Genomic DNA, 25,396 nt, shown 5'->3' with positions numbered 1-25,396 from the left:
AGCATTCCGAAAACGAAGTACAAAGAGTTAGCTGATTTGATGGTAGCGTGCACGCAGAAGCGACGACAAGGTCGACGCAGCTCCGGCCACCTCGCCGCCATCGCAGACTCCACTCGAACTCCCAGCCGTGGCACGGCTCTTGAAGTTCACAACTCCCGGGAGGCTCCGTTGACCGCAGCGCGCCAGGAACAGATGACCCTCGTCGCGTTCCTCCAGGCTTCCAACGTGTCGGTGTACTCCGGTTCATGGCGCTATCCCAGCGCGGCAGCGGACTTCCTGGACGTGCGCTACTACCAGCGCATCGCCCGAGTCCTGGAGGAGGGCACCTTCGACCTGATGTTCTTCGACGACCGCCTGGCGATGCCGACGAGCTATGGCGACTCGCCGTCAGAAGCGGTCCGCTACGGGGCCCGCCCCGTGAAGCTGGACCTGAGCACGGTGCTGGGTGCGGTCGCGGGCGTGACCCAGCACATCGGGCTCGGGGCGACCTACTCCACGACGTACTTCCAGCCGTTCCATGTGGCACGAACCTTCGCGACGCTCGACCACCTCAGTGGCGGAAGAGCCGCGTGGAACGTCGTGACATCGGTGAACGACGCGGAGGCGCAGAACTTCGGTATGACCGAGCACCTCGCGCACGACCAGCGCTACGACCGTGCGGACGAGTTCATCGATGTCGTCGCAAAGTTGTGGGATTCGTGGGAGGACGACGCCATCGTCGCCAACCGCGAGACGGGCGTCTTCGCCGATCCGGACCGGGTGCACGAGGTCGACCACCATGGGACGTACTTCAACGTGCGGGGCCCGTTGACCGTTCCGCGCACACCTCAGGGCCGACCGGTCATCATCCAGGCCGGGCAGTCGGGTCGAGGTCAGGCGTTCGCCGCCAAGTGGGCGGATCTGATCTTCACCAGCGACCCGAGCCAGGAGGTGGCCAACGAGCACTACCAGGCGCAGAAGCAGCTGATCGGCGCAGCCGGCCGGGATCCCGACTCCGTCCGGGTGCTTCCGCTCGTCTACACCGTCGTCGGAGAGACCGAGGCCATCGCCCGCGAGAAGGAGGCGATCTTCCTCGACCAACTGGTCCACCCGATGGCGTCGTTGACCCTGCTCTCGGAGGTGACCAACCACGACTTCTCCGGCCATTCACTGGATGATGTCGTCACCGACGAGCTCATCGATTCGGTCTCCGGGATCCGTGGACTCGTGCAGGGCATCCGGCGGCACGTCGGCGACGGCAAGCTGACCCTGCGCATGCTCGCCAACCATCGGGCGACCCTGCTTCAGGGCCCTCGCTTCGTGGGCACCGGGCCGCAGGTCGCCGAGCAGATGCAGCAGTGGTTCGAAGCGCGGTCGTGCGACGGCTTCGTCATCGCCGCCACCCACTTCCCCGGCGCCTTCGAGGACTTCGTGCGCCTGGTGGTGCCAGAACTCCGTGATCGCGGTCTCGTGCGGACCGAGTACGAGGGCAAGACGCTGCGCGAGAACCTCGCCCTCGAACGTCCGGCCCACCCCTTGGCGCTGAAGGAGCAGAGCGAAAGCGCCTGAGTCACGCTCCCCTACAACCGAGGAGGAAAAGTGGGTTCAAAGTTGTTGCGACGCTCCGAACTCGCCACACCGGCGACGAGCGATCAGATGATCTCCAAAGCCGCCGGCTCCGCGGCGGATCTCGTCTTCCTGGATCTGGAGGACGCGGTGGCACCGGCGATGCGCGACGAAGCACGCGGCAAGGCGATCAAAGCCCTCAACGACCACGACTGGGGATCCACGGTCCGGGCGGTGCGGATCAACGGCATCGACACGAAGTGGGCGTACGCCGACATCGTCGAGGTCGTAGAAGGCGCCCGCGAGAACCTCGACACCATCATCATCCCCAAGGCCTCCGACGCGCGCGACATCTGGTGGGTCGACGTACTGCTCACCCAGATCGAGGAGCGGATCGGACTGCGGAAGCAGATCCGGCTCGAGACACTCATCGAGAGCGCTGAGGGAGTCGCCCATGCCGAGCGGATCGCGACGGCGAGTCCACGACTCGACGCCGTGATCTTCGGCGCCGGAGACCTGTCGGTGTCCCAGGAAGCACGGGTCGACACCAACTTCCAGCCCCGCGATCCCTATCCGGGCGACTTCTGGTACTACGCCCGCATGCAGGTCCTCACGGCGGCAAGAGTGGCAGGGATCGCCGCCATCGATGCCCCCTACCCCGATTTCGAAGATCCGGAAGGGTACGAGCAGAACGCTCGCGCCGCTGCCTCCCTGGGGTTCGACGGCAAGTGGGCCATCCACCCGTCGCAGATCGAGATCGCCAATCGGGTCTTCCGGCCCACCGCGGCGGAGGTGGAGCGGGCACGCCGCCAACTCGACGCCTACCGCGCCGCCGAGGCGACCGGACGAGGCGCGACCAGTGTCGACGGTCAACTGGTGGACGCGGCACACGCGAAGCTGGCGGAGCGAGTTCTCGCTCACCACGCCGCCGTGTCCGGCAAGTAGCCGGGCGATCCGGCGCGCAGCCCTTTCACGACGGCGAACCTCGGGCGCGCTGCGAACCGTCTCACGGAGAACGGAGCACTCCCATGACCACGACACGCGACGCGGGCCTGGCCCTGCTTCAGGAGATCCTCCCCGAGGTCGTCTCCGGCAGCGGCCCGGAAGCCACCGCCGACGGCGAAGGGTTCGCGGCCGCTCTCGGTGAGCTGAGCCTGGAGAACGTCTTCGGGCAGCTGTGGACGAGGCCCGGACTCGACCGGCGTGCACGCAGCCTCGTCACGCTCGGCGTCCTCATCGCGCTCCGCGCCGAGGACGAGCTGCGGTTCCACTTCACGATCGGCCTCCGCAACGGCCTGACCCGGGAGGAACTCGAAGAAGTCGTCTATCACGCCTCCGGCTACGCCGGGTTCCCCGCGGCGTCGACAGCCGCCCGCGTCGGACGCGAAGTCCTCGACCAGCGGACCAATGACCAGAACTGAGAAGGGCGGCACCATGCGGACACTGCAGGACAAGGCCGCTGTCATCACCGGTGCCGCCAGCGGCATCGGACGCTCGACAGCTCTTTCACTCGCGCGCCGCGGGGCTCACATCGTCGTGGCGGACATCGACGAAGAGGGCGCCCGCGCGGTCGCCGCCGAGATATCCGAAGCCGGCGGCGCGGCGGTCGCCGTGCACTGCAACGTCGCGCGCCCGACAGCGTTCGACGAACTGAAGCAGGCCGCGCTCGTCGCGTTCGGCGCGGTCGACATCGTGATGAACAACGTCGGAGTGCTCACCCGGGGCCGCCCGGACCACCTGCCTGTCGAGGAGTGGGAGCGGGTTCTCACGGTCAACCTCCTCTCGGTCGTGCGCAGCAACACCGCCTTCCTGCCCCTGCTCATCGAGCAGGGGCACGGCCACATCGTCAACACCGCCTCCTTCGCGGGTCTGTACACCTACGCCTACGACCGCCTCCCGTATGCGGCGTCGAAGGCCGCGGTCGTGCAGATCTCCGAAGGACTGCGTCTCTACCTGCAACCACAGGGCATCGGCGTCACCGTCCTGTGCCCCGGACCCGTGGCTACGAACATCGCCTCATCGTTGCCTCCGGCCTTCGGGCCCACCGTGAGCACGCGCGGCCCTGGCGAACAGTTCGCCGTACTCGACCCGGCCGTAGTGGGCGAGCAGGTGGCCGAGGCGGTCCTCGACGACACCTTCATGCTCTACACCGACCCGCAGGTCCGGGACGTGCTCGTCAACCGGGCCACGGACTGGAACGCTTTCATCGAACGCCAGACCGCGGCCCTCGCCGAAACGTCGAGCTGAGTCGGCAGCGAGCCCCTGCGGTGCACCAGTCGATTCCTTCCCGCCACTAGCCCCTGGGGTGGCGGTGTCCGGCGTTGTCGCCGGTTCGAGCTCGTCGTGGTCACCCTCGGCGTGACTGCCGCGCGCCCTTCCCCGATGCTTGGCGCGGTGAAGGCGCCGTACCCGGCCGCTCCGCGCCCTGCGCAGCCGCCGGGTTCGTGTGCACTGTCCCCGGCCCTACCGCCCCAGCCAGACGGGGACCCTACGCTCCGAGAAGGCCCGCGCCCCCTCACGCGCGTCCTCCGACGCGAACACCGGGTCGCTGAAGGCCGCTTGACGCTCCCATGCCTCGTCCTGCGTCCACTCGGGCGCGGCATCGGCCACCGCCTTGGCGCACGCCACCGCGAGCGGCGCGTTGTCCGCGATGCGTCCGGCCAGTTCAAGGGCAGCACCGAGGGCGCCGCCGTCGGCAACCACCCGGTTGACCAGGCCGAGCCTCTCGGCACGGACGGCGTCGATCGGATCCCCCGTGAGCAGCAGCTCCAGAGCGACAGCGCGCGGTAGCCGCTGCGGAAGCCGGATCATTCCGCCGCCTCTGGCCACCAGGCCGCGCTTCACCTCGGGCACGCCGAGTCTGGCGCTCTCCCCCGCCACCACGAGGTCGCACGCAAGCACGAGTTCGAATCCGCCGCCGAGCGCCCAGCCCTCTACAGCGGCGATGATCGGCTTCGACGGGGGCGCCTGCACCATTCCGCCGAAACCACGGCCGGGCAGGGCGGGACGCTCGCCGGCGGCGAACCGTTTGAGGTCCATGCCCGCACAGAAGTCGTCCCCCGCTCCCGTGAGCACCGCGGCCGCGAGCGAGGCTTCGCCGTCCAGGCGGTCGACCGCCTCGGCGATGATCTCCGAGCCCGCCAGCGTCATGGCATTCTTCTGCTTCGGGCGGTTGATCGTCACGACCAGGACGCGGCCGCGCTCCTCGACGAGGACATCGTCCGCGGCGCTCACCGCGGAGCCATCCGCAGCGCTCCGTCGAGACGGATGGTCTCACCGTTGAGATACGAGTTGCGCACGATGGACAGGGCGAGGTCCGCGTACGACGCCGCGTCGCCGAGGCGCTTGGGGTGCGGGATGGTGGCCGCGATGCTGTCGCGGATGTCCTGACGCAGCCGGTCCAGCATCGGGGTGTCGAAGGTCCCGGGCGCGATGGTGTTGACCCTGATGCCCCACCGGGCCAGGTCCCGGGCCGCCACGATCGTCATGGCATGGACGCCGCCCTTGGACGCGGCGTACGAGGTCTGGCCGATCTGCCCTTCGAACGCGGCCGCGGAGGCGGTGAGCACGATGGCGCCGCGGTCGCCGTCCTGGACGGGGTTGTCGGCCATGGCCGCTGCGGCGAGTCGCAGCACGTTGTAGCTGCCGATCAGGTTCACCTCCAGTACCTCGCGATAACTGTCGAGGCCGGCCGGATTTCCCTCCTTGTCCAGGATGCGGAGCCGGTCGCCTCCTCGTCCCGCGCAGTGCACGACGGCGCGCAGGTGGCCGCCCTCCTTCGCGGCGCCCATGGCCGCGGAGAGGCTGTCGCCGTCCGTGATGTCGGCGGGTACGAAGCGCGCCCTCGCCCCGATCCGAGCCGCCATCTCCTTGCCTTCCGAGTTCGGAAGGTCGGTGATGACGACGTCTGCACCGGCTCGGGCGAACGCGTGTGCCGTCGCCGCTCCCAGCCCGGAAGCCCCTCCCGTGACCAGTGCTGTCATCGCGTCCAGTCGCATATGTCCCCTCCAGTCGCCGGGCCCGCCCCGGCCCGGGTGACGCCCGCCTCGCCCCGATGCTCTTGGAAGCGAATGGGCTGCCTAGTAGAATCAAGTAACTAATTTAGCTTAGCTAGTTACATCCATCCCTCCAAGGGGGCCCATGAAGACCGAGGCACGCGCACATCCCGCGTCACCGCCACTGCCCTTGTTGTCCGCATGGCTCTGCCGCGTTCTGGAACTGCGGCCGGACGCACGGGCACTGCACTTCTCGGGCACGGATCACCCCTGGTCGTACTTCTCGGCTGCGCGGAACGACCTGGACGCACTGTTGCGTCCGCATCCACAGGCCCGGCGCGTCGGCATCGTGCTCCGCAACCGGCCCGGTCCCCTGGCCGCGGCGCTGGCGGCGGTCGCCACGGGACGCCAAGTCGTCACGCTGGGACCGCACTCGGGCGATGCGGCACTGGCCGAGGAGATCGCCGAGTTGCGACCGGACATCGTCATCGCTGATGCCGAGGACTGGGAACGGACCGGCGTAGTCGAAGCGGTCCGGGACATCGGCGCCGTCGCCGCGTCGTGCGCGCACGACAGGGCGATCAGACGACGGCCCGCGGAGTGGACCGCCGCTCCGGCATGTCTGCCGATGGAGGACACCGCACTGTCCATGACCACCAGCGGCACCACCGGCAAGCCGAAGCGCATCACCCTCACCTACGCCCAGATCACCGCGGCCTTCGGTGCGGCCGGCAGTTCGTTCGGTGACACCGACGGCCCCAGACTGCGCGAGGGGACGGTGATCCTGTGGGCGTCCCTCACTCACATCAGCGGCCTCTACTTCGCCATCGTCCACGCCGTCGAAGGCCGCCACGTCGCCCTGATGGAGAAGTTCGAAGTGACCGGGTGGGTCGCGCTCGTCGAGCGTTTCCGCCCTCGCTTCCTGCGCCTGCCACCGACCGCGATCCGCATGGTTCTGCAAGCCGGGCTGCCGCCTGAGACATTTCACGGCGTACGGGCCATTGGTTCGGGAACCGCTCCCCTCTCCCCGGAACTGCGGGACGAGTTCGAGCAGCGGTACGGCGTCCCCGTACTCGTGACGTACGGTGCGACGGAGTTCGCGGGCGCCGTGGCCGGTTGGACCCTCGCGGACCACCGGGAGTGGTCGGCCCGCAAGCGCGGGAGCGTCGGGCGGGCGCACCCCGGCGTCGAACTACGCATCGTGGAAGCGGAATCCGGGCAGCCCCTGCCCACTGGCCGGACCGGCCTGCTGGAAGTACGCGGGCCCCAGCTGCCCGCGGGAGCCGACATCTGGATCCGTACCACCGACCTGGCGTCACTCGACGAGGACGGGTTTCTCTACATCCACGGGCGAGCCGACCAGGCCATCAACCGTGGCGGGTTCAAGATCCCGCCCAGTGTGATCGAGGACGCGCTGCACTGCCATGAGGCCGTGAGTGACGCCATCGCGGTCGCTCTCCCCGACGACCGTCTGGGAGAGGTACCTGCGGCGGCCGTCACGCTGTGCGGCCCCGCCACCGAGAAGGAGTTGCACGATCATCTGGCGGCGCGGCTGACGCGCTATCAGATGCCGGTGCTCCTGCGAGTCTTTGAGCAGATGCCACGCACCTCGTCACTCAAGATCAGTAGGCGACACGTGAGCGAGGAATTGCTCGCCGCACGGGACAGCGCTCTGGCCGCCCGCCCGACCAACGAGCCCCCGTCCGTGACCCACCGCGGGCAGCCACCGGCGCCGACCACTGGAGGACCCAGGTGACCGTGACCGACCGGCCCGGATACGGGCTGCTGACAGACGAGGCGATAGAGCGGTCACGACGCAGAATCGGTATTCCGCAGAAGCGTCAGCCGCCGCACAACCTGGAGGTGACGGCGGACGGCCTGCGGCACTTCGCCTACGGCTACGGCGACGACAATCCCCTGTGGTGCGATCCCGTCCATGCGGCGGGCACCCGCTGGGAGAGCCTCATCGCACCGCCCAACTTCCTCTACACAATGGGTGAGAACGCCGAAGAGCCCGACGCGGAGGGCAAGGCGCTCTTGAAGGGCGATCCGTTCGCCGGCCTCGGCGCCTACCAGGCCGCCATGGAGTTCGAGTACTACCGGCCGCTGCGACTCGGCGACCGCTGCTCCTCCATCCGCGCCCAGGTCGGAGTGAACGTGAAGGCCAGCTCGTTCGGCGGAAAGGCTGCGCACGTGACGAGCGACTTCCTCTTCGCCAACGGCGCCGGTCAGATCACCGCCCTGCAGCGCGGGACATGGATCCACACCGAGCGGCACAACAGCAAGGACCGGGCCGCCCGCAAACCCCCTCCGGAGTTCCCGCCCTACACCTCCGCGCAACTGGCGGAGATCGACGCCGCCTACGACGCCGAGGAGCGGCGCGGTGCTCGTCCTCGCTACTTCGAGGACGTACGCATCGGCGAGGAGATCCAGCCGCGGGTCAAGGGGCCCCTGACCGTCACCGATGTCGTGGTCTGGCACCTGGGCTGGGGCATGCAGCTGACGCCACCCGGCGCATTCGCCCTGGCCCGCCGCGTGCGCACCAAGGCGCCGGGCCTGTACCCGCCCAACGGGCGGAACATCCCGGACACCGTGCAGCGACTGCACTGGGAGCCCGAGCGCGCCCACGAGCTGGGCATTCCGATGAGCTACGACTACGGCGCGATGCGCGAGACGTGGCTGACCCATGCGTTGACGGACTGGATGGGAGACGACGGCTGGCTGATGCGCCTGCGCTGCGAGCACCGCAAGTTCAACTACATCGGTGACACCACGTGGGTGCGCGGGAAGGTGGTGGACAAGGTGGAGACCGAGGGACGCGCCGAGGTGCATGTGGAACTCGCCTGTACGAATCAGCGGGGCGAGACCACCACGCCCGCCCGGGCCGTCGTCCTGCTGCCCACGCGTCGAGGCGGCACCGTGCGTCTTCCCGAACCGCCGGCCGCCACGCTGCAGGATCTCCTGCAATCGGAGATCGAGCATTTCGCTTCCTGAAAGTGCCGAGTTCGTCAACCAGGCAGAGGGGCCCTGTGGACCGCCTGGTCCACAGGGCCCCTTCCTTACTCCTACACCGTCAGCTTCTTCAACAGGCCGATGTCCTGCACCCGTTGCTCGTGCGTGCGGGCCACCGGCGAGGCCTGGAAGCCGGTGACACCACTCGCTCGCAGAGCCTCTATCCGTGCCGTGACGGCTGCCTGTGAACCCACGAGCGAGAGTCCGTCGACCAGAGCGTCCGGTACGGCCGCCGCCGCTTCTTCCTTGTGCCCCGCCAGGTACAGGTCCTGGACCAGGTTCGCTTCCGTCTCGAAGCCGTAGCGGCAGACGAGCCCGTGATAGAAGTTGCGGCCTCGGCCGCCCATGCCGCCTATGTACAGGGCCAGGTAGTCGCGTACGGCGCGCCGCCCCTCCTCGAGCTCCCGCTCGTCCTCGCTGATCCGGACCTTGATGTCGACCAGCACCTCCAAGGGCGGCAGGCTGCTGTCCCGGCGTGCCCGTCCCGCTTCGAGTGCCGGACCGAACACCTCCCCCGCCGCCTCGGGCAGATACAACGTCGGCTGCCAGCCCTCGCAGAGTTCGGCGGCGAGCTCCACCGTCCGCGCTCCCAGTGCGGCGAGCACGATCGGGATACGCGGACGGACGGGATGGTTGATGAGCCGCAGCGCCTTGGCCTCGGCCCCTGTGCCGCCGCGCTCCGCGGTGAGGGGCACCTGGAAGTGGCGGCCCTCGTGGCGCAGCGGATCCCTCTGCCACACCGTGCGACAGATCTCCACCACCTCACGAAGCCGCGACAACGGCGCCTTGTAGGGAACCCCGTGGAACCCTTCGACCACCTGCGGTCCCGACGCACCGAGCCCCAGCGTGAAGCGCCCGCCGCTCAGATCGTCGAGTCCGGCGGCCGTCATCGCGATGAGTGCCGGTGAACGGGAGTACGCGTTGATGATCCCGGAGGCGATCCCCATCCGGCTCGTATGGGCGGCGAGATAGCCGAGGCGACTCACCGAGTCGAAGGTGTAGGCCTCGGGAAGCAGTACGGTGTCGACGCCCACCGCCTCGAAGTCGACGACCTGGCGCGCGGTCTCGGCGAACGGCCCGCTATGGCTCAGCAACAGACCAATGTGCATCGGGCGCCTCTCTTCGGGCCTCGCGACGGATACCTGGTGCGGGCCCGTGTCACCCATCGGCGGCCCCGCTCTCGTCCGGGCGGAGGTCTGCCCCGCCCCGGAGCCGGTCGCGCAGCTCGAACTTGCGGACCTTGCCCGACGGGGCGCGCGGCAGGTCGGCCACCACCTCGATCCGCTCGGGCACCTTCTGCGGCGCGACACCATGGCGGGCGAACAGCTCGCGCACCTCGTCCGGGTCCAAGGTGCCGCCGTCCAGGACGACGAAGGCCGCCACGTGTTCCCCGTATTTGGGATCCGGCTCGGCGACGACGGCGGCGTGCCGAACCCGCGGATGGGTTACGAGGATGTCTTCGACCTCCTTGGACGCGATGTTCTCGCCTCCCCGGATGATGATGTCCTTCATCCGGTCGGTGACCGTGAGGTGTCCGTCCTTGTCGAGGCGTCCGATGTCACCCGACCGGAACCAGCCGCCGGTGACGAAGGCCTTCTCGTCGTGCAGGGCATCGCGGTAGCCGCTGAACTGGCTGGGGCCGCGGGTGAGTATCTCGCCCTCCTTCCCCACGGGCAGGGGCCGCATCCGCTCGTCGACGATGCGCACTTCGTCCCCGAAGCGTGGCAGGCCGTCGGTACCCGCACGCTGCCTGGGGCCGGCGTCCAAGGGCGAGGTGGCACAGCGCGGGTGTTCGGTGCTGCCGTACGCGCGGGCCACCGTGATGCCGGCCGCGTCCGCGTCGGCCACCAGGGACGGCGGCACATTGGCGGCGCCGACCTGGACGAAGCGGAGGGCCGAGACGTCACGGCCGCGCTCGTGCGCGGCCCTGATGAGCGCCGACACATGGAGGGGCGTGCCGCTGGTCAGAGTGCAGCCGAACTCGTCGATCAGGTCGACGGCGAGCGCCGCGTCCCACCGGTCCATCAGCACGACGTCCATGCCGCGGGGCAGACCACAGCACACGGCGAGCAGTCCGGCGACATGTCCGGCCGGCCAGGGGATCAGGCGCCGGTCGTCCGGGCGGGCCTCGTTGAGCAGCTCTCCCTTGCGCAGCTCGTACAGGAACGAGTTGTGCGTGTGCTGGACTCCCTTGGGGGTTCCGGTGGTTCCCGAGGTGTAGATGACGGTGCACACGTCGTCGGAGGTCACACCGGTCACGGGTGGGAGCGGGCCGTCCTCCGCCACGAGTTCCGACCAGCTCACGGCGCCCTGCGGCACACGTTCCCCGATCACCACGACCTTCTCCAGGCACGGCCCCGCGTCCATACGCTCGAGCCGGTCGACGAAGTCGATGGAGCGCCAGGCGTCGGGCATGATCAGCACGCGGGCGCGCGAGCTGCGCAGGATGAGGCTCACTTCCGCGGCACCGTAGATGTGGGTGACCGGAACGAGCACGGCGCCGACCAGCCATACCGCGAAGTAGGACACCACCAGCTCAGGTCTGTTGGGCACTTGCACGGCGACGGTGTCGCCCGGCCGGACGCCGAGCCTGCGCAGTCCAAGGGCCGCACGCCGGGCCCGTGCGAGCACGTCGGGGAAGGTCAGGACGTCTCTGCTCTGTTCGGAGGCGAAGATGAACCGCGTGTCGGTGAATCGTCGGCCGGCATCGCGCACGGTGTCGCCGACCGTGGCTGTCGTATAGAGGCCCTCGTCGTACCAGCGTGCGCGCAGGACGGCCAGGTCGCGCTCCCGCTCGCGGGCGACCGGGCCGGCCACCCGTCCTGTACGCCGTGTGTCGTCGGTGAGTTCAGGGGTCACGGTGTCCTCACTCGGCCAGTTCGAAGACGGTCGCGTTGGCGGTTCCGCCGCCTTCGCACATCGTCTGCAGTCCGAACCGCAGGCCGCGGTCGCGCATGTGGTGCAGGAGGCGGGTCGCCAGGATCGCACCAGAGGCCCCCAGCGGGTGGCCCACGGCGATCGCTCCGCCCAGTGGATTGACACGGGCGGGGTCGGCGCCCAGCTCGCTCTCCCAGGCGAGTGGCACCGGCGCGAAAGCCTCGTTGACCTCGAAGGCCTCGATGTCAGCGATGGAGAGCCCGGCTCGGGCGAGCACCTTCTGCGTGGCAGGGATGGGCGCCGTCAGCATCATCACGGGGTCGTCGCCCGCCACTGCGCCCGCACGGATGCGGGCCAGGGGACGCAGGCCGTGGGCGCGGGCGAGCTCGTCCGTGGTGATGAGCAGGGCCGCGGCTCCGTCGGAGATCTGCGAGGCATTGCCCGCGTGGATCACGCCGTCCTCCCGGAAGGAGGGTTTGAGCTTGGCGAGGGAGTCGGGCGTGGTGCCCCGGCGCAGGCCTTCGTCCTGCTTCAGGTCGGCCAGTGGATCGACGCTCACCAACTGCCGGTCGAACGCGCCCGAGTCGATGGCGTGCGCGGCGAGTTCGTGCGAGCGGGAGGCGTACTCGTCGAGTCGGCGGCGGGACAGGCCCCACTTCCGGGCGATCGCCTCGGCTCCCGGTCCCTGGGCGAGCTCGTCCGTCTCGTAGCGGTCCAGCACCGTCTGCCCGTAGGGGAATCCGGTCGCGCGGGCCGCGCCGAGCGGCACCCGGGACATGCACTCCACCCCGCCCGCCACGACCCAGTCGTACGCTCCCGCGGTGACGGCGTGTGCGGCGGATTCGATCGCCTGCTGGCTGGAGCCACAGGCCCGGTTCACGGTGTACGCGGGAACGGACTCGGGCCAGCCTGCCGCGAGCACGGCGAACCGCCCCACGTTGCTGGACTGGTCCCCGAGTTGTGTGACGCATCCCCAGACGACGTCGTCGATCGATTCCGGGGGGGCGCCGGTCCGCTCGACCAGAGCGTTCAGGACGAGTGCCGAGAGATCCACCGGGTGGATCTCTCGCAACGCTCCGCCGCGCTTGCCGATCGGGGTGCGTACCGCGTCCACGATCACTGCCTCGCGAGCCGTCATCGGCTGCTTCCTTCCTCGTGCTTCTCATGGCGCTCAGGATGGTCCGGGGATGTGTGCGGGTCTTCAGCGCGCTCTACGTCCCATCGCCGCAGGGCGTCGTCGGTGCCGGACGGTTCCGGGGCGGGCCAGCCGGTGAGTCGGGGCCTCCATCCGTCCTGCGCCGGTGGCGCCGGGGCGAGGACATCGCGGGCGCGGATGTGCGCATGGCCTGCGGCCTCGTCCAGCGACAGCACAGGAGTCAGGCAGGCATCGGTGCCCTCGGCCAGGCGGGACCATTCGTCCCGCGTTCGCCGCCGCACCGCCTGGGCGGTCAGCCGCCGCAGCTCGGGCCAGCTCCCCGGGTCGTGCCGACGCTCGATCCATGCCCGGTCCAGGTCCAACAACTTGGCGAGTTCGGTGAAGAACTTGTCTTCGAGGGCGCCGATCGCGACGTATCGCCCATCGGCGCACGCGTAGACGTCGTAGTAGGGGGCTCCGGTGTCCAGGCGGTTGGTTCCGGCCTCGTCCGACCAGGTGCCGCGCGAGCGGTACTCGTGCAGCATCGACGTCAGATAGGTCGTGCCGTCGACGATGGCCGCGTCGATCACCCGCCCGCGGCCCGTACGGTGCCGCTCGTGGACGGCGGCAAGCACCGAGGCCACCAGGTACAGGCCGCCCGCCCCGAAGTCCCCGAGAAGATTGGCGGGCGGAGCCGGAGCGGAGCCGCGGCGGGCAGCGTGGTGCAACGCCCCTGTGATGGAGATGTAGTTGATGTCGTGCCCGGCCCGTGCGGCTAGCGGGCCCGCCTGGCCCCATCCCGTCATGCGCGCGTAGACGAGCCCGGGGTTGCGGGCGAGGAGCGGTTCGGGCCCGAGCCCCGCCCGCTCCATCACTCCCGGCCGGAAGCCCTCCACCAGCACGTCCGCCCGGCTCGCCAGGCGTTGGACCAGGTCAGCCCCGTGCCGGTCCTTCAGATCCACCTCGAGTACGGGGCGGTTCTCGGCGAGTGCGGGACGCGGTGTCCCAGGGCGGGCGATCGCCACGACGTCCGCCCCCAGGTCGGCGAGCATCATGCCCGCGAACGGGCCCGGCCCCAGCCCCAGGAACTCCAGCACACGCAGACCGGCAAGGGGTGGATCAGCCGTCATCGCGCCTCCTCCATCACAGAACCTCCGCCTGCAGAACCTTAGTCGCTATATTAGTAAGCGATTTAACCTGATGGAACCGGGAGAAGACCATGCCTTTCTCGTTCTACGAGGACGACCACGAAGCCTTCCGCCAGACGGTACGCACCTATGTGGAGCGCTCCGTCGTCCCGAATCAACAGGCCTGGGAGGAGGACCGGTTGGTCGACCGAGCGGCCTGGAAGGCCGCTGCCGCCTCGGGCCTCCTCGGGTTGCGGATACCTGAGGAGTTCGGTGGCGCGGGCAGCTCGGACTACCGGTTCCGGTGCGTGGTGCAGGAGGAGTTCGCCGCGGTCGGCGCGGCCGCGGCGGCATCCGGCTTCTCCATCAACGAAGACATCGTGGGCTCCTACCTGACGCGCTTCGGCACGGCGCGACAGAAAGAGCGCTGGCTGCCGCCGATGGCCACCGGGGACCTCGTCACGTCGATCGCGATGACGGAGCCGGGCGGCGGCAGCGATCTGCGCGGTATGCGCACGTCGGCGCGGCGTGACGGCAACGACTGGCTGCTCGGCGGCGCCAAGACATTCATCACCAACGGCTTCGGCGCCGACCTGGTGATCGTCGCCGCCCGGACCGGTGAAGAGCGCGGGCGCGCGGTGCTCTCGCTGTTTCTCGTGCCGACCGACACCCCGGGGTTCGAACGCGGCCGGAAGCTCAAGAAGCTCGGTCTGCACGCGCAGGACACGGCGGAGCTGTTCTTCGACGGCGTGCGTCTGCCCGCGGAAGCGCTCCTCGGCGAAGAGGGCGCCGGATTCGCGCATCTCACCGCCCAACTCCCGCTTGAGCGCCTGTCGATCGCCTGGCGCGCCCTGGCGGCCTCCGAGGCCGCCCTGCGGTGGACCCTTGACCATGTACGGCAACGCCAGATGTTCGGCAAGCGCCTGGCCGACCTGCAGAACACCCGGTTCCGACTGGCCGAGATGACCACCGAGACCGATGTCACGCGCAGCTTCCTGGAACGGTGCGTCCTGCGCCTGAACGAAGGCGACCTGGACGCCGTGACCGGCGCCAAGGCCAAGTGGTGGGCGACCGAGCTGCAGAACCGCGTCGTCACCGGCTGCCTCCAACTGCACGGCGGCTACGGCTACATGGACGAGTATCCGATTTCACGCGCGTACGCGGACGCCCGGGTGCAGACCCTGGTCGGCGGCACGACTGAGATCATGAAGGACATCATCGGACGCGATCTGGCGGGACCGCGTCCCACCAGGTGATCCGCGGGAGGCCAGGCGCGACCTTCACACCTTACGGAGAAGTCCGTGCAGGTCGAGCGCGATCTGGACCTCCAGAGGTCGGGGAGACGTCCGCCAGCCCGCACCGAGCAACGCCGTGACGCGTTCGAGGCGCCGGTACAGCGTGTTCGGATGGATGTGCAGATCAGCGGCGGCCCTCGTGTGATTCTGTCCGATGGCGAGGAAACGCGTGAGGGTGGCGGCCAGGTCCGTGTGGTGGCGGCGGTCGTGCTCCAGGATCGGCCCGATGGTGCTGTCGACGAACGTGCGGACCTCGCCCCGGCCGCCGGCGCTGAACAGCAGACGGTAAGGGCCGAGCTCAGCACTCAGCGCGCAGGTGCCGTCCCGGTCCAATGCACGGAGCATCAGCACGGTTTGTCGGGCCGTCTCGTACGCGCGCCGCACATCCCGCACCCCTCCGACACAGTCTTCGAGACCCACCGACGTGGGGAGCACGGATCCGGACAGGTCCATCAGCGTTTCCTTGACCGCCTGCGGCGACACATCCGGAAGGAACGCGACGACGTGTCCGGCGTGCTCCGCACTCCACCCGTCGAGTCGGCCGCTGAGCCGGTCCGCCAGACGCAGGACAGGACCGGCGTCCCGGTCCACGCGCTCGAAGACGGCAACCGTGACGACGCGGTCGAGGTTGATCCCCGCGACGCCGGCTCGGCGCCGGATGACGTGCTCTTCGCTGTCCGCGGAGAGCAACGCGCTCACGAACTCGCCCCTGGACCGGAGTTCCGCCTCGGCGACCGACCGCTGCGAGGCGATGTACAGCGCCAGCGCGGTCGCCCCCACGGCCAGCAGGCCGCCCGCTTCCTCGGTGGCCTCCTGTTCGCCGCTGCGCATGTTGACCACGCAACCTTCGTAGCCGGTGGCGAGGCTGATCTTCGCGACGAGAAGCGGCCCGCTCGGCCCCCGGAGTATCAGCCGTTCCGTCGGGCTCGCGGCGATGTCGGACCCTGAACCACAGCCCGTCGCCTCCCTGAGTGAGAGGCCCCGGTCACCGGCGATCGGCGCGTCATCGGTGTCGTACACGGTGAGCGCACCGCCCAGGGAACGGCTCAGTTCCTCCACCAGGTCCGTCAATCCGCTCCCGCGGATGAGCAAGGTGGTGAGCCGGTCCCTGAGGGCGTTGGCCTGTTGCCGCGATTCGGCCGTGCGTCGCAGGGTCGCGTTGGCCTGTTCGAGCTCCGCCAGCGTCCGGCTGTTCTGTTCGAAGAGGCGTGCGTTCGCGATGGCCACGGCGGCGTGCGAGGCGAGACCGGACAGAAGCTCGACCTCCCGGTGGACAAAGTGGCGACGCTCGCGGGCGGCGGCGCACAGCACTCCGATCGTGTCATCGCCGAGAAGGAGAGGGACAGCCAGCAGCCCTCCGAGGTGCTCGCTGGCCGCCGCGTCGTCGACGGCTTCAATGTGGGAGAAAGCCGGGTCGCCGAGGTAGTCGTCGCTCATCAGCGGACGTCCTGTGCGGAGCACCTCTCCTGCCAGGCAGATCCCGCGGTCCAGGACGATGCCCTGGAGCGCGGTGCCGAAGGTGCCGGAGACGACCTCCGTGCGCAGTCGCCCGTCGGTCTGGACCAGCATCAGGTAGGCGATGTCGACGGCCAGCAAACGGCGCGCCTGTGCCGCCACCTCGTCGAGCACTTCCCGGGGGTCACGCAGCCCCGTCAGTCTGCGGGCCAGGTCGTTCAGGACCGTCAGCTCGTCTCCGTGCCGCTTGCGGTCCACGAGTTGGCGGTGGATGCGCTGGGCGCGGTCCGCGTCCGAGTGCACCGCGTCAGGAGCGGCGCCGTCGGCCAGGCGCCGCCGCCGCAGCGCGTCGAGGGTGTCCAGGGACCGGTGGTCGTCTAGAAGTTCCAGCCACTCGCAGGGCCCGTCCGTCGTCACTCCCTCAGTATGTGGATTTCCCACCACCTCATGAAGCCATCCGCAGCACTTTCCCCATCCCCCGCGCGTCGTCCGCTGTGGTCATCTCAATACAGCCCCCGCGGCAGGCAGCGGAGCGGCCGGGTCGGCCGAGCCGCTCCCGCCGTGGCTCCCCGAGGGATCACAAGGCGTTCGGTCCACAGGAGAAGGGACTTGGTGTGACAGCTCATCGGTCGAAGGGCAGCTCCTCTGGAAGCGGCGAAGCCCTGGTGGACTCTGCCGTGCGACGGGCCACACGACGCCTGCTCCCCCTCCTCGTGCTGCTCTACCTCGTCAACTACCTGGATCGGGTCAACATCGCGTTCGCGGGGCCGAACGGGATGAACTCCGAACTCGGCCTCACCTCGACCTTGTTCGGCGTCGCCGCCGGAGTCTTCTTCGCCGGTTATCTCCTGCTGGAAGTGCCGAGCAATCTGGCCCTCCACCGGTTCGGGGCCCGCAGGTGGATCGCCAGGATCCTGATCACCTGGGGCGTCGTCGCGACGGCCATGGCCTTCGTGCCCGACCCGACGACGCTCATCGCCCTGCGGTTCTTGCTGGGGGTCGCCGAAGCCGGCTTCTTCCCCGGCGTCATCCTGTATCTGACGTACTGGTTCCCCACCGCGCACCGGACACGTGTGACCGCGCTCTTCCTGACCGCGCTGCCCGTGTCGACGGCGCTCGGGGCCGTACTCTCCACCAACATCATCGAGGCGGCCGACGGTTTCTTCGGACTGTCCGGCTGGCGCGTGATGTTCCTGCTCGAAGGGGTTCCCGCCGTCGTCCTGGCTTTCATCACCTGGTTCTTCCTGACAGAAGGTCCCGCGAAAGCCTCCTGGCTGAGCGAATCGGAGCGTAAAGCGCTGAACCGACGGCTCCGTGCCGAGCAGGAACAAAAGGCCTCCAGTGGTCCGGGATCCGTCCGGAAGGCGCTCACCAGCGGTCGTGTGCTGACGCTGGCGGGGGTGTACTTCGGCGCCACCTACGGTCTGTACGCGCTGAGCTTCTTCCTCCCCACCATCGTCGACGGCTTCCAGGAACAGTTCCGAACGCAGTACAGCCTGGTCGAAAGAGGGCTGATCAACGCCGTTCCGTTCGCCGTCGCCGCGGTGGCGATGCTGTGCTGGAGCCGTGTCCGGCTCAGCGACACTCTGCGCGTCGCTCTCCCGGCGGCATTCGGTGGCCTGGCGATTCCTGTGACGCTGTATCTGTCCAACCCCTTTCTCGCCACGGCCGCCGTCACCGTGTGCGCCTGCGGCGTACTGTGCTCGATCGTCGGCTTCTGGGCCTTGCCGACCAGCCATCTCACCGGCGCGGCGGCCGCCGCAGGCATCGGCCTGATCAACTCGCTCGGCAACGTCTCGGGGTTCGCCGCGCCGTACATCAGCGGCTTTCTCCTCGACGCGACCGGGACCAACCGGCCGGCATTGTGGGCCGTAGGGCTCTGCATGGTCTCCGCGGCCCTGGCCACCGTGCTCCTGGCACGGTCGAGCCGGCGCCGCCTTCCCCCTGCCGGCTCCGCACGGCCCGACAACTCGCCGTGGCCCACGCAGACACCCGTCTCCAGCCGCTGAACCACTGCCGGGCGGAGACACCAACACCGAGAAGAGGCGAACAATGACAAGCAACGCAGCACTCGACTTCACCTCCTTCGAGCTGCCGGTCACTCGCATCGCGGAGTCCGGGCCCGTGACGGAGGAGGAGACTCTCGTGCGGCGCGATCTGGCCGCCGCGTACCGGCTGTGCGCGCTGTTCAGCTGGGACGACCTCATCTACACGCACATATCGGCCCGGGTGCCAGGTCCGGAGCACCACTTCCTGGTCAATCCGCTGGGCCTCGGCTTCGACGAGATCACCGCATCCAACCTGGTCAAGATCGATATCGATGGCAACGTCGTCGGCGACAGCCCGCACCGGCCGAATGCCGCTGGGTTCGTCATCCACGGGGCGATCCACAGCACACGCGAGGACGCCGGATCCGTGATGCACCTGCACACCGAGGCCGGCATGGCGCTGAGCGCCCTGGAGGAAGGGCTGCTGCCGCTGACTCAGCACGCCATGCGTTTCCACGGCAAGGTGGGCTACCACGACTACGAAGGCATCGCGCTCACGCTGGACGAGCAGCGGCGGTTCGTCGCCGACCTCGCCGACAACACCGCACTCGTCCTGCGCAATCACGGCACCCTCACAGTGGGCCGCAGTGTGGCTCAAGCCTTCACGGAGATGTTCTATCTCGAGAAGGCCGCGGGCGCTCAACTGCGTGCCCAGGCGACTGGCCGTCCCCTGCGGATACCTCCGACGGAGGTCGTCGAACTGACAGCGCGGACCTGGGCCACCGATCTGGCCGGGTCCAACGACCGCGAGTGGCCCTCCCTCGTCCGTCGGCTCGAGCGCACTGACCCGGGATTCACCCAGTGACGCGGTCGTCCCGGGGAGGGGATCCACCGGAGAACAGGACCTTCCATTCACTGTGGTCCCGCGCTGTCCACAGCCATGGTGATGCCTCCTTCCTCGTGTTCCAGGGCGAGAACGAGACCACCACCTACACGTACGCGGAGTTCGACGGCATCGTCGCCCGGGTGGCAGGCGCGCTGACGGCCGGTGGCGTCGGGCCCGGCTCGTCGATCCACGTCGCTTTGCGCAACTGCCCCGCCTTCGTCGCGATCTGGCTCGCCGCTACGCGCCTCGGCGCCTGGCTCGTGCCGGTGGACCCCGCATCCACTCGCCGTGACCTCGAAGCACAGATCCGCAGGACCCGGCCGACGGTCGGCATATGTGCGGCTGCCCGGTCCGCGGCCTACCGGCAGGCCGCGAGGAAAACCGTCTCGTGCACGATGGAACTGGCCGAGACCGCGGCGGACTTGCGTGGAGACAGTGTCCTGGTTGCCCACGCGCCGCGAGAGCCCGCGGCGAAGGTTCCCGAGCCGGGCCGGCGTTTGGCCGTCATGTTCACCTCGGGGACCACGAGCGCGCCGAAGGGCGTCGTTCTCACCCAGGCCAACTACGCGACTGCGGGGCTCGAGATGGCCTCGGCAGCCGGGCTGCGGAAACGCCACCGCTGGCTCGTCACGCTGCCGCTCTTCCACGCCAACGCGCAGTACTACTGCTTCGCTCCGGCCATCGCCGTCGGTGCGAGCGTGGCCCTGACCCACGCCTTCTCCGCCTCACGGTGGGCCTCGCAGGCACAGGAACTGTCGGTCACGCACGCGAGCCTCTTCGCGGCTCCTATCAGGATGATCCTGGCCCGCTGCGGTGGCACTCCCCCGCCTTTGCGTCTTGAGCACGTGTGGTTCGCCCAGAGTCTGGGCCACTCGCACTACGAACAGTTCGCCGCGCTGGTCGGCTGCCGCCCTCGGCAGCTCTACGGGATGACCGAGACGGTCGCGGTCGTCACCACCGACCGGGGCGAGAAGGCACGGCACGACGTCATTGGTCACCCGCTCCCCGGACGTGAGGTGAAAGTGACCGACACGGAACACGATGAGCCGGTGAGAGATCCGTCGCTGCCGGGCGTGCTGTGGGTCCGGGGCGTGCGCGGACGCGACCTCTTCGTGGGATACCTCGACGATCCCGCGACGACCGCTCGGTGCTTCGTCGACCTGCCGGACGGCACCAGCTGGCTGCGGACCGGCGATCTCGTCACCACGGCAGAGGGCTCGGGCGCGCTGCGCTTCGCCGGCCGGATCGACGACGTGATCAAGGTATCCGGAGAGAACGTCAGCCTGACCGAGAGCGAGGCCGTCATCGCACAGGCGCCGGGGGTGCTGGAGGCCGCCGTTGTCGCCCGTCCCGATCCGATACGGGATCAGGTGCCGGTCGCGTACGTGGTCCCGAAGGATCCAGCGACGCCCCCTTCCACCGACCGGCTGCGGGAGTACGCCGAGGCCCATCTCGTCCCCGCCGCGCGGCCGCGCGAGTGGCACCTCATCGACGAACTGCCACGAACCAGCGTCGGCAAGGTCCGCCGTTTCCGGATCAAGCCTGGCGCCACGGCGCGGTGACGCGGGCCGGAGCGGATGCGCTCCGGCCTCCGGCTCACGTGCCGGACGCTCCGGTGATCTCCGCTCCCAGGCCCGAGAAGCCGACGGAGTACCCGCCGTCGACCGGCATCAGCGTGCCGGTGACGTAGGAGGCTTCATCACTCGCGAGGAACAGGGCAGCGGCGGCGATCTCGTCCGAACTCCCCCATCGGTCCATCGGTATCCCGGGGACTCGTGGGATCCCCGGGGGCGGCTCGGGGAACTCGCTCGACATCGGGACCAGGCCGGTCCAGACCGTACCTGGGCAGACGGCGTTCACCCGGATGTTCTCTCCGGCGTAGTCGAGCGCCGCGGCCTTCGTCAACTGGTTCACCCCGGCCTTGGCCGCGCCGTACACCCCGTGATGCTTCCACCCGATCACACCGGTCGCCGAAGAGACGTTCACGATCGAGCCGCCGCCGGTCTCGCGCATGGCGAGGATGCCGTACTTCATGCAGAAGAACACCCCCCGCAGATTGACACCATGGACCCGGTCCCACGTCTGCGTGGTCTGTTCGTGCAGGGGCAGCAGGCCCCCGCCGAAGCCGGCGTTGTTGACCAGGACATCGACGCGGCCGAACGCCTTCTCGGCCGTACGGAACATGCGCCGGACGTCATCTTCCTCGCTCACGTCTGCCTGCACTCCGACTGCGGCCTCCCCAATACCGGCCGCCACTTCGGTCGATCTGCCGGTGATCCCGGCGCAGACCACCTTGGCGCCCTCCGCTGCGAACCGCTGCGCGATGGCCTTGCCGATCCCGGAACCCGCTCCGGTGACGACCGCGACCTTGCCGTCCAGACGCATACGCACCCTCCGTGACCCCGACGGATCCTCGACTGCAGACTGGCTCCCGGCGGTACCGCCTCGGTCACTTTAAGCACAACGAGGAGATCGGTAGCGGAGCCGTTCCACTGGCCGGGAAGGAGAAGACATCAGGCCGGCCTCGTCCCACACGCTGCTGGAGTTCTCATGCCGACGCCCGTATCCCTCCGGGAGGATCCCGTGCCCTACGCGCTCGACCCCGAGTTGGCCCCCTGGGCCGCAGAAGTGCCCTCGATGCCGTTCGACGACGTCCCCAGGGCACGCGCCCTGAGTGCCGAGCTGTCGGCCGGGCGGCCGCCACGCGAGACGTCCGGCCTCGTGGACGTGCGAACACTGAACGTCGCAGGTGCCGAAGGTGTGCCCGAGGTGCCGGTCCGTGTCTACACGCCCACGGGCGGGGACCGGATCAAGGCCGCGCTCGTCTACCTCCACGGCGGCGGATTCTGCCTCGGCGACCTCGGCTCGGCCGACGGTATCGGGGCCATGCTCGCGGCGGAGACAGGTGCGGTGGTGGTCTGCGTCGGGTACCGCCTTGCTCCTGAGAACCCGTTCCCCGATGCGATCGACGACTGCTGGGCCGTCCTTGACTGGCTGGTCGGGCACGCCGCCGAGTTGAGCGTCCATCCTGCCCGTATCGGTGTCGGCGGTGACAGCGCGGGCGGCGGTCTGGCAGCCGCTGTGTCCCTGTTCGCACGGGACCGTGGCGGTCCGGTCCCGGCCTTTCAATATCTCGGGATGCCGGTGCTCGACGACCGGTTGGAGACCGCGTCGATGCGTGCCTTCACCGACACTCCCGGCCTGCGGCGCGCCGATGCCGTGGCGATGTGGGACAACTATCTGGGCGCCGGAGCGCGAGGCGGAACAGACGTCTCCGTCTATGCCGCACCCGCTCGGGCGAGCGACCTCAGTGGCCTGCCGCCGGCCTATGTGTCCGCCTGCGAATTCGATCCGTTGCGAGACGAGGCGTTGGCCTACGCGACGCGGCTCCTCGCCGCGGGAGTTCCCACGGAGCTGCACGTGTACCCGGGGACCTTCCACGCCTCGGGGATCATCCAGGATGCCGAGATCAGCCGGCAGATGGTCCGCGACACGGTGGCCGCGATCCGCCGGGGGCTGCGGGAGGAGGCCAGGGCCGCCTATTCGCCCGGCGCCTGTTGAGCGGACGGCAGAAACATGTGACTCAGTCCTCGATACGTATCGCCAGCGCCGGGCACACCGCGGCCGCCTGCTGCACGTCGTCGGCGAGTTCCGGAGCAGGGTATTCATCCAGGAGGACGACGATGCCGTCGTCCTCCCTCTGATCGAATACGTCCATGGCCGCGGCCACGCATTGTCCGGCGGCCACACACTTGTCCTGCTCGATGACAACCTTCATCGCGGTTCTCCTGATCGTCGTCCGGCGATGGTTCAGCGCGTGCCGGCCGGTGAGCCGAGCGCTTCAAGAATCTCGGCGCGGCGAAGCCGTGCCTGTTTGGGCATGTTCCAGCCGAGAACGCCGACGACACTGCCGTCGACGGCGTAGCGCACCACGAACCGACGGTCGGCGGGGCTGCCCTCAACCACCTCCGCGTCGGCTCCGGGCGGGATCATGCCGTGCACTTGGAGTTTTGCTTCGTACTGGTCCGTCCAGAAGTACGGCACGGGCGCGTAGGGTCGATCGTCGCCGAGGATCGACCCGGCGACGGCGATGGCCTGCTCCGTGGCGTTGGTGCGGTTCTCCAGCCGGATCGTCCGCCCCAGTCCTTCGTGATGCCAGCGGGCCACGTCCCCGACCGCGTAGACGCCCTCGGCCGCCCGGCAGTGCGCGTCGCACACCACGCCATCGCCGAGGCGCAGTCCGCTTTCGGCGAGCCAGTCGGTGTCAGGCGTGGCGCCGATGGCGATCGCCACGAGATCGGCGGGTATGACGTCGCCTCCCTTAAGCTGGATCCCGCTGACCCGGCCGTCCGTCCCGAGCACCCCCGCAACACCCTCGCCGAGGCGGAGCCGTACACCACGTTCCACGTGGAGTTCGCCCAAGAGCCGCGACACCAGAGGGCCTACCTGCAGAGCCATCGGTGCCGCGAGCGGTCCGGCGAGCGTGACGTCCGCGCCCAGTGTCCGAGCGGTGGCGGCTATCTCCGAACCGAGTACGCCTTCACCGACCACGGCCAGCCGCGTTCCCTTAGCGAGGCCTTCACGCAGCACGAGCGCGTCGTCGAGCGTGCGCAGCACGTGCATGCCGGCGAGCCGGTCCGCCCCGGGCAACTGCCGTGGCCGAACGCCCGTGGCGATGACGACCGCGTCCGCTTCCACTCGCTCTCCGGAGGCGGTCTCGACCGCTCGCTCCGACACGTCCAGAGCCACTGCGGCCTCGCCCAGGCGGAGTTCGGCGTCGAGCTGGGCAAGTGCCTCGTGAGGGCGCAGAGCGACGCGATCCGCCTCCCATGCGCCCGAGAGAATCTGCTTCGAGAGCGGAGGACGGTCGTACGGGGCGTGCCGCTCGGCCCCCAGCAGTGTGAGCGCTCCGGTGTACCCCTTGCGGCGCAGGGCTTCGGCGGTGGCGAGCCCAGCCGCGCCCAGACCCACCACCACGACGCGCGACACCCCCGTCATGACCGCACCTCGTCACACCCGGCGCCGATCGGCAAGTAGGCCCGCTTCGTCAAGTACGGCTTCATGGGCAGGCGATGACCTTTCCTCTCGGCCGGTGAGACCGGCGCTCTGTGCGGTGAGGTGTGTTCCGAGGTGTGCAGTCCGGACGACGGGGGCCGTGGCAACGCGGGGAGCAGTGGCAGGCTTCGCCCGTCGTCCGGATCGGTCAGCCGCGGAAGGTGGTGACCCGGCGCGCGAAGCGCCACTCGTCACCCCGGCGCAGCAGCGTGTCGTCGTAGCGGCCGACAAGCTGCACCGCCCAGCCGGATTCACCGCGCTGCATGAAGGCGAGATCGCTCACAGCCGTGGCCTCCCGACCGTCGTTCCGCGTGACAACAGTGTTCGCCACCATGTGCAGTTGCGGCCCTGTCGGCGCGAACCCCGCGTACGCCTGCCGGATGGCCTCGAGTCCTTCGAACTCGCCCACACCGGCGATCTCCGCGACCGCGTCGGGCCAGAACAGGTCGACGATGCCGTCCAGGTCCCCTGCGTCCAACGCGTGCGCGTACGCGGCAATGGCCGACTGTATCTGTGCGGTGACCGCCTCTTCCGTCCACTCCGGCCGACTGTCGCGCTCGCTCATGGAACTCTCCCTGCCTGGGTCGGATTCGCGTCAACTGATCGCGGGCTTTCACGCCGTGAAGGTCGAACTCCTGCGCTTGAAGCGCCAGGCGCCCTCTTCGTGGAACAGCGTGTCCTCGTACCGGCCGACCAACTGCACTGCCCAGCCTGAATCGCCGCGCTGCAGAAATGCGACATCGCTGACGGCTGTCACTTCGCCGTCTTCTTCGGCGCCTCTGTCGGTGAGCACGGTGTTGGACACGATGTGGAGCTGGGGCTGTGCAGGGGCCCATCCTTTGAAGGCCGCGCGCAGCGCCTCGCGCCCGTTCGCCGTTGGCATGCCGGGCACCTCCAGCACCGCGTCGGCCGTGTACAGCGCCACGATGTCGTCGGTCCGGCCGGCGTCCTGGGCCTGCGCGTGGGCGGCGATGACCGCCCGCACAGCTACGGCGACGCCTTCGGTGGACTGTTTCATGTAGCACT

At 69.1% G+C, this 25,396-nt stretch carries 23 protein-coding genes; 11 read left to right on the top strand and 12 right to left on the bottom strand.

Annotated elements, in window-relative coordinates:
* Window positions 1-168: 168 nt before the first annotated feature.
* The 4 genes from AB0J02_RS33740 (at window position 169) to AB0J02_RS33725 (ending at window position 3,792) form a co-directional block, all read left to right on the top strand.
* The gene (locus tag AB0J02_RS33740) at window positions 169-1,548 is read left to right on the top strand and encodes an LLM class flavin-dependent oxidoreductase (protein ID WP_363197638.1); all 1,380 of its coding nucleotides are present in this window, start codon (window positions 169-171) and stop codon (window positions 1,546-1,548) included.
* Window positions 1,549-1,578: 30 nt separating this feature from the next.
* Window positions 1,579-2,490, top strand: coding sequence for a CoA ester lyase (locus AB0J02_RS33735; RefSeq protein ID WP_363197637.1), 912 nt, complete (start codon window positions 1,579-1,581; stop codon window positions 2,488-2,490).
* Between the two features lie 83 nt (window positions 2,491-2,573).
* Window positions 2,574-2,966, top strand: coding sequence for a carboxymuconolactone decarboxylase family protein (locus AB0J02_RS33730; protein ID WP_363197636.1), 393 nt, complete (start codon window positions 2,574-2,576; stop codon window positions 2,964-2,966).
* The gene (locus tag AB0J02_RS33725; RefSeq protein WP_363197635.1) at window positions 2,953-3,792 is read left to right on the top strand and encodes an SDR family NAD(P)-dependent oxidoreductase; all 840 of its coding nucleotides are present in this window, start codon (window positions 2,953-2,955) and stop codon (window positions 3,790-3,792) included. Before AB0J02_RS33730 ends, AB0J02_RS33725 begins: the two co-directional genes overlap by 14 nt.
* A gap of 216 nt (window positions 3,793-4,008) precedes the next feature.
* Here the strand turns inward: AB0J02_RS33725 and AB0J02_RS33720 are convergent, their stop codons facing one another.
* Together AB0J02_RS33720 and AB0J02_RS33715 are read right to left on the bottom strand one after the other, a co-directional pair.
* Window positions 4,009-4,779 (bottom strand): crotonase/enoyl-CoA hydratase family protein, encoded by a 771-nt coding sequence (locus tag AB0J02_RS33720; RefSeq protein WP_363197634.1) that lies wholly within the window; start codon window positions 4,777-4,779, stop codon window positions 4,009-4,011.
* Window positions 4,776-5,543, bottom strand: a complete 768-nt coding sequence (locus tag AB0J02_RS33715; RefSeq protein ID WP_363197633.1) for an SDR family NAD(P)-dependent oxidoreductase — start codon at window positions 5,541-5,543, stop codon at window positions 4,776-4,778. Before AB0J02_RS33715 ends, AB0J02_RS33720 begins: the two co-directional genes overlap by 4 nt.
* 142 nt (window positions 5,544-5,685) lie before the next feature.
* Here AB0J02_RS33715 and AB0J02_RS33710 point away from each other — a divergent pair, with 142 nt between their 5' ends.
* Window positions 5,686-7,296, top strand: a complete 1,611-nt coding sequence (locus tag AB0J02_RS33710) for a fatty acid--CoA ligase family protein (RefSeq protein WP_363197632.1) — start codon at window positions 5,686-5,688, stop codon at window positions 7,294-7,296.
* Window positions 7,293-8,534, top strand: coding sequence for a MaoC family dehydratase N-terminal domain-containing protein (locus AB0J02_RS33705; RefSeq protein ID WP_363197631.1), 1,242 nt, complete (start codon window positions 7,293-7,295; stop codon window positions 8,532-8,534). Before AB0J02_RS33710 ends, AB0J02_RS33705 begins: the two co-directional genes overlap by 4 nt.
* Window positions 8,535-8,605: 71 nt before the next feature.
* Here the strand turns inward: AB0J02_RS33705 and AB0J02_RS33700 are convergent, their stop codons facing one another.
* The 4 genes from AB0J02_RS33700 to AB0J02_RS33685 are packed head-to-tail and all read right to left on the bottom strand — an operon-like array spanning window position 8,606 to window position 13,694.
* Window positions 8,606-9,661: an LLM class F420-dependent oxidoreductase gene (locus AB0J02_RS33700; RefSeq protein ID WP_363197630.1), complete on the bottom strand. Its 1,056-nt coding sequence runs from the start codon at window positions 9,659-9,661 to the stop codon at window positions 8,606-8,608.
* 49 nt (window positions 9,662-9,710) lie between these two features.
* Window positions 9,711-11,411 (bottom strand): AMP-binding protein, encoded by a 1,701-nt coding sequence (locus AB0J02_RS33695; RefSeq protein WP_363197629.1) that lies wholly within the window; start codon window positions 11,409-11,411, stop codon window positions 9,711-9,713.
* A gap of 7 nt (window positions 11,412-11,418) precedes the next feature.
* Window positions 11,419-12,567, bottom strand: coding sequence for a thiolase family protein (locus AB0J02_RS33690; RefSeq protein WP_363197628.1), 1,149 nt, complete (start codon window positions 12,565-12,567; stop codon window positions 11,419-11,421).
* Window positions 12,564-13,694: a CaiB/BaiF CoA-transferase family protein gene (locus AB0J02_RS33685; protein WP_363197627.1), complete on the bottom strand. Its 1,131-nt coding sequence runs from the start codon at window positions 13,692-13,694 to the stop codon at window positions 12,564-12,566. The genes AB0J02_RS33690 and AB0J02_RS33685 overlap by 4 nt, the downstream gene beginning before the upstream one ends.
* Before the next feature lie 89 nt (window positions 13,695-13,783).
* Here AB0J02_RS33685 and AB0J02_RS33680 point away from each other — a divergent pair, with 89 nt between their 5' ends.
* Complete coding sequence (locus AB0J02_RS33680; RefSeq protein WP_363197626.1) at window positions 13,784-14,947, top strand: acyl-CoA dehydrogenase family protein; 1,164 nt, start codon at window positions 13,784-13,786, stop codon at window positions 14,945-14,947.
* Between the two features lie 24 nt (window positions 14,948-14,971).
* Here the strand turns inward: AB0J02_RS33680 and AB0J02_RS33675 are convergent, their stop codons facing one another.
* On the bottom strand, window positions 14,972-16,858 hold the full coding sequence (locus AB0J02_RS33675) for a GAF domain-containing protein (RefSeq protein WP_363197625.1): 1,887 nt from the start codon (window positions 16,856-16,858) through the stop codon (window positions 14,972-14,974).
* A 260-nt stretch (window positions 16,859-17,118) separates the two neighbouring features.
* Here AB0J02_RS33675 and AB0J02_RS33670 point away from each other — a divergent pair, with 260 nt between their 5' ends.
* The 3 genes from AB0J02_RS33670 to AB0J02_RS33660 are packed head-to-tail and all read left to right on the top strand — an operon-like array spanning window position 17,119 to window position 20,877.
* Window positions 17,119-18,450 (top strand): MFS transporter, encoded by a 1,332-nt coding sequence (locus AB0J02_RS33670; RefSeq protein WP_363197624.1) that lies wholly within the window; start codon window positions 17,119-17,121, stop codon window positions 18,448-18,450.
* 43 nt (window positions 18,451-18,493) lie between these two features.
* Window positions 18,494-19,294: a class II aldolase/adducin family protein gene (locus AB0J02_RS33665; protein WP_363197623.1), complete on the top strand. Its 801-nt coding sequence runs from the start codon at window positions 18,494-18,496 to the stop codon at window positions 19,292-19,294.
* On the top strand, window positions 19,291-20,877 hold the full coding sequence (locus AB0J02_RS33660; protein WP_363197622.1) for a class I adenylate-forming enzyme family protein: 1,587 nt from the start codon (window positions 19,291-19,293) through the stop codon (window positions 20,875-20,877). The genes AB0J02_RS33665 and AB0J02_RS33660 overlap by 4 nt, the downstream gene beginning before the upstream one ends.
* 34 nt (window positions 20,878-20,911) lie before the next feature.
* Here AB0J02_RS33660 and AB0J02_RS33655 read toward each other — a convergent pair whose 3' ends face one another.
* Complete coding sequence (locus AB0J02_RS33655; protein ID WP_363197621.1) at window positions 20,912-21,700, bottom strand: SDR family oxidoreductase; 789 nt, start codon at window positions 21,698-21,700, stop codon at window positions 20,912-20,914.
* Between the two features lie 165 nt (window positions 21,701-21,865).
* Here AB0J02_RS33655 and AB0J02_RS33650 point away from each other — a divergent pair, with 165 nt between their 5' ends.
* Window positions 21,866-22,876 (top strand): alpha/beta hydrolase fold domain-containing protein, encoded by a 1,011-nt coding sequence (locus tag AB0J02_RS33650; RefSeq protein WP_363197620.1) that lies wholly within the window; start codon window positions 21,866-21,868, stop codon window positions 22,874-22,876.
* Between the two features lie 22 nt (window positions 22,877-22,898).
* Here AB0J02_RS33650 and AB0J02_RS33645 read toward each other — a convergent pair whose 3' ends face one another.
* The 4 genes from AB0J02_RS33645 to AB0J02_RS33630 form a co-directional block, all read right to left on the bottom strand.
* Window positions 22,899-23,093 carry a ferredoxin gene (locus AB0J02_RS33645; RefSeq protein WP_363197619.1) on the bottom strand — a complete coding sequence of 65 codons (195 nt, stop codon included), beginning with the start codon at window positions 23,091-23,093 and terminating at the stop codon, window positions 22,899-22,901.
* Between the two features lie 32 nt (window positions 23,094-23,125).
* Window positions 23,126-24,313 (bottom strand): FAD-dependent oxidoreductase, encoded by a 1,188-nt coding sequence (locus tag AB0J02_RS33640; protein WP_363197618.1) that lies wholly within the window; start codon window positions 24,311-24,313, stop codon window positions 23,126-23,128.
* Between the two features lie 205 nt (window positions 24,314-24,518).
* Window positions 24,519-24,935: a nuclear transport factor 2 family protein gene (locus AB0J02_RS33635; protein WP_363197617.1), complete on the bottom strand. Its 417-nt coding sequence runs from the start codon at window positions 24,933-24,935 to the stop codon at window positions 24,519-24,521.
* Window positions 24,936-24,983: 48 nt separating this feature from the next.
* Window positions 24,984-25,388, bottom strand: a complete 405-nt coding sequence (locus tag AB0J02_RS33630; protein WP_363197616.1) for a nuclear transport factor 2 family protein — start codon at window positions 25,386-25,388, stop codon at window positions 24,984-24,986.
* Between the last annotated feature and the right edge of the window lie 8 nt (window positions 25,389-25,396).

It is taken from the genome of Streptomyces sp. NPDC050264, assembly GCF_040655895.1.
Lineage (GTDB): Bacteria > Actinomycetota > Actinomycetes > Streptomycetales > Streptomycetaceae > Streptomyces.
This window is presented reverse-complemented; position numbering and strand designations above follow the sequence as displayed.

Excerpts from the sequence above, each read along its gene's own strand:
- AB0J02_RS33665 (WP_363197623.1), top strand. The coding sequence starts at position 18,494 with ATGACAAGCAACGCAGCACTCGACTTCACCTCCTTCGAGCTGCCGGTC.
- AB0J02_RS33710 (WP_363197632.1), top strand. The coding sequence starts at position 5,686 with ATGAAGACCGAGGCACGCGCACATCCCGCGTCACCGCCACTGCCCTTG.
- AB0J02_RS33690 (WP_363197628.1), bottom strand. The coding sequence starts at position 12,567 with ATGACGGCTCGCGAGGCAGTGATCGTGGACGCGGTACGCACCCCGATC.
- AB0J02_RS33640 (WP_363197618.1), bottom strand. The coding sequence starts at position 24,313 with ATGACGGGGGTGTCGCGCGTCGTGGTGGTGGGTCTGGGCGCGGCTGGG.
- AB0J02_RS33645 (WP_363197619.1), bottom strand. The coding sequence starts at position 23,093 with ATGAAGGTTGTCATCGAGCAGGACAAGTGTGTGGCCGCCGGACAATGC.
- AB0J02_RS33700 (WP_363197630.1), bottom strand. The coding sequence starts at position 9,661 with ATGCACATTGGTCTGTTGCTGAGCCATAGCGGGCCGTTCGCCGAGACC.
- AB0J02_RS33635 (WP_363197617.1), bottom strand. The coding sequence starts at position 24,935 with ATGAGCGAGCGCGACAGTCGGCCGGAGTGGACGGAAGAGGCGGTCACC.
- AB0J02_RS33725 (WP_363197635.1), top strand. The coding sequence starts at position 2,953 with ATGACCAGAACTGAGAAGGGCGGCACCATGCGGACACTGCAGGACAAG.
- AB0J02_RS33680 (WP_363197626.1), top strand. The coding sequence starts at position 13,784 with ATGCCTTTCTCGTTCTACGAGGACGACCACGAAGCCTTCCGCCAGACG.
- AB0J02_RS33655 (WP_363197621.1), bottom strand. The coding sequence starts at position 21,700 with ATGCGTCTGGACGGCAAGGTCGCGGTCGTCACCGGAGCGGGTTCCGGG.
- AB0J02_RS33685 (WP_363197627.1), bottom strand. The coding sequence starts at position 13,694 with ATGACGGCTGATCCACCCCTTGCCGGTCTGCGTGTGCTGGAGTTCCTG.
- AB0J02_RS33730 (WP_363197636.1), top strand. The coding sequence starts at position 2,574 with ATGACCACGACACGCGACGCGGGCCTGGCCCTGCTTCAGGAGATCCTC.
- AB0J02_RS33650 (WP_363197620.1), top strand. The coding sequence starts at position 21,866 with ATGCCGACGCCCGTATCCCTCCGGGAGGATCCCGTGCCCTACGCGCTC.
- AB0J02_RS33715 (WP_363197633.1), bottom strand. The coding sequence starts at position 5,543 with ATGCGACTGGACGCGATGACAGCACTGGTCACGGGAGGGGCTTCCGGG.
- AB0J02_RS33630 (WP_363197616.1), bottom strand. The coding sequence starts at position 25,388 with ATGAAACAGTCCACCGAAGGCGTCGCCGTAGCTGTGCGGGCGGTCATC.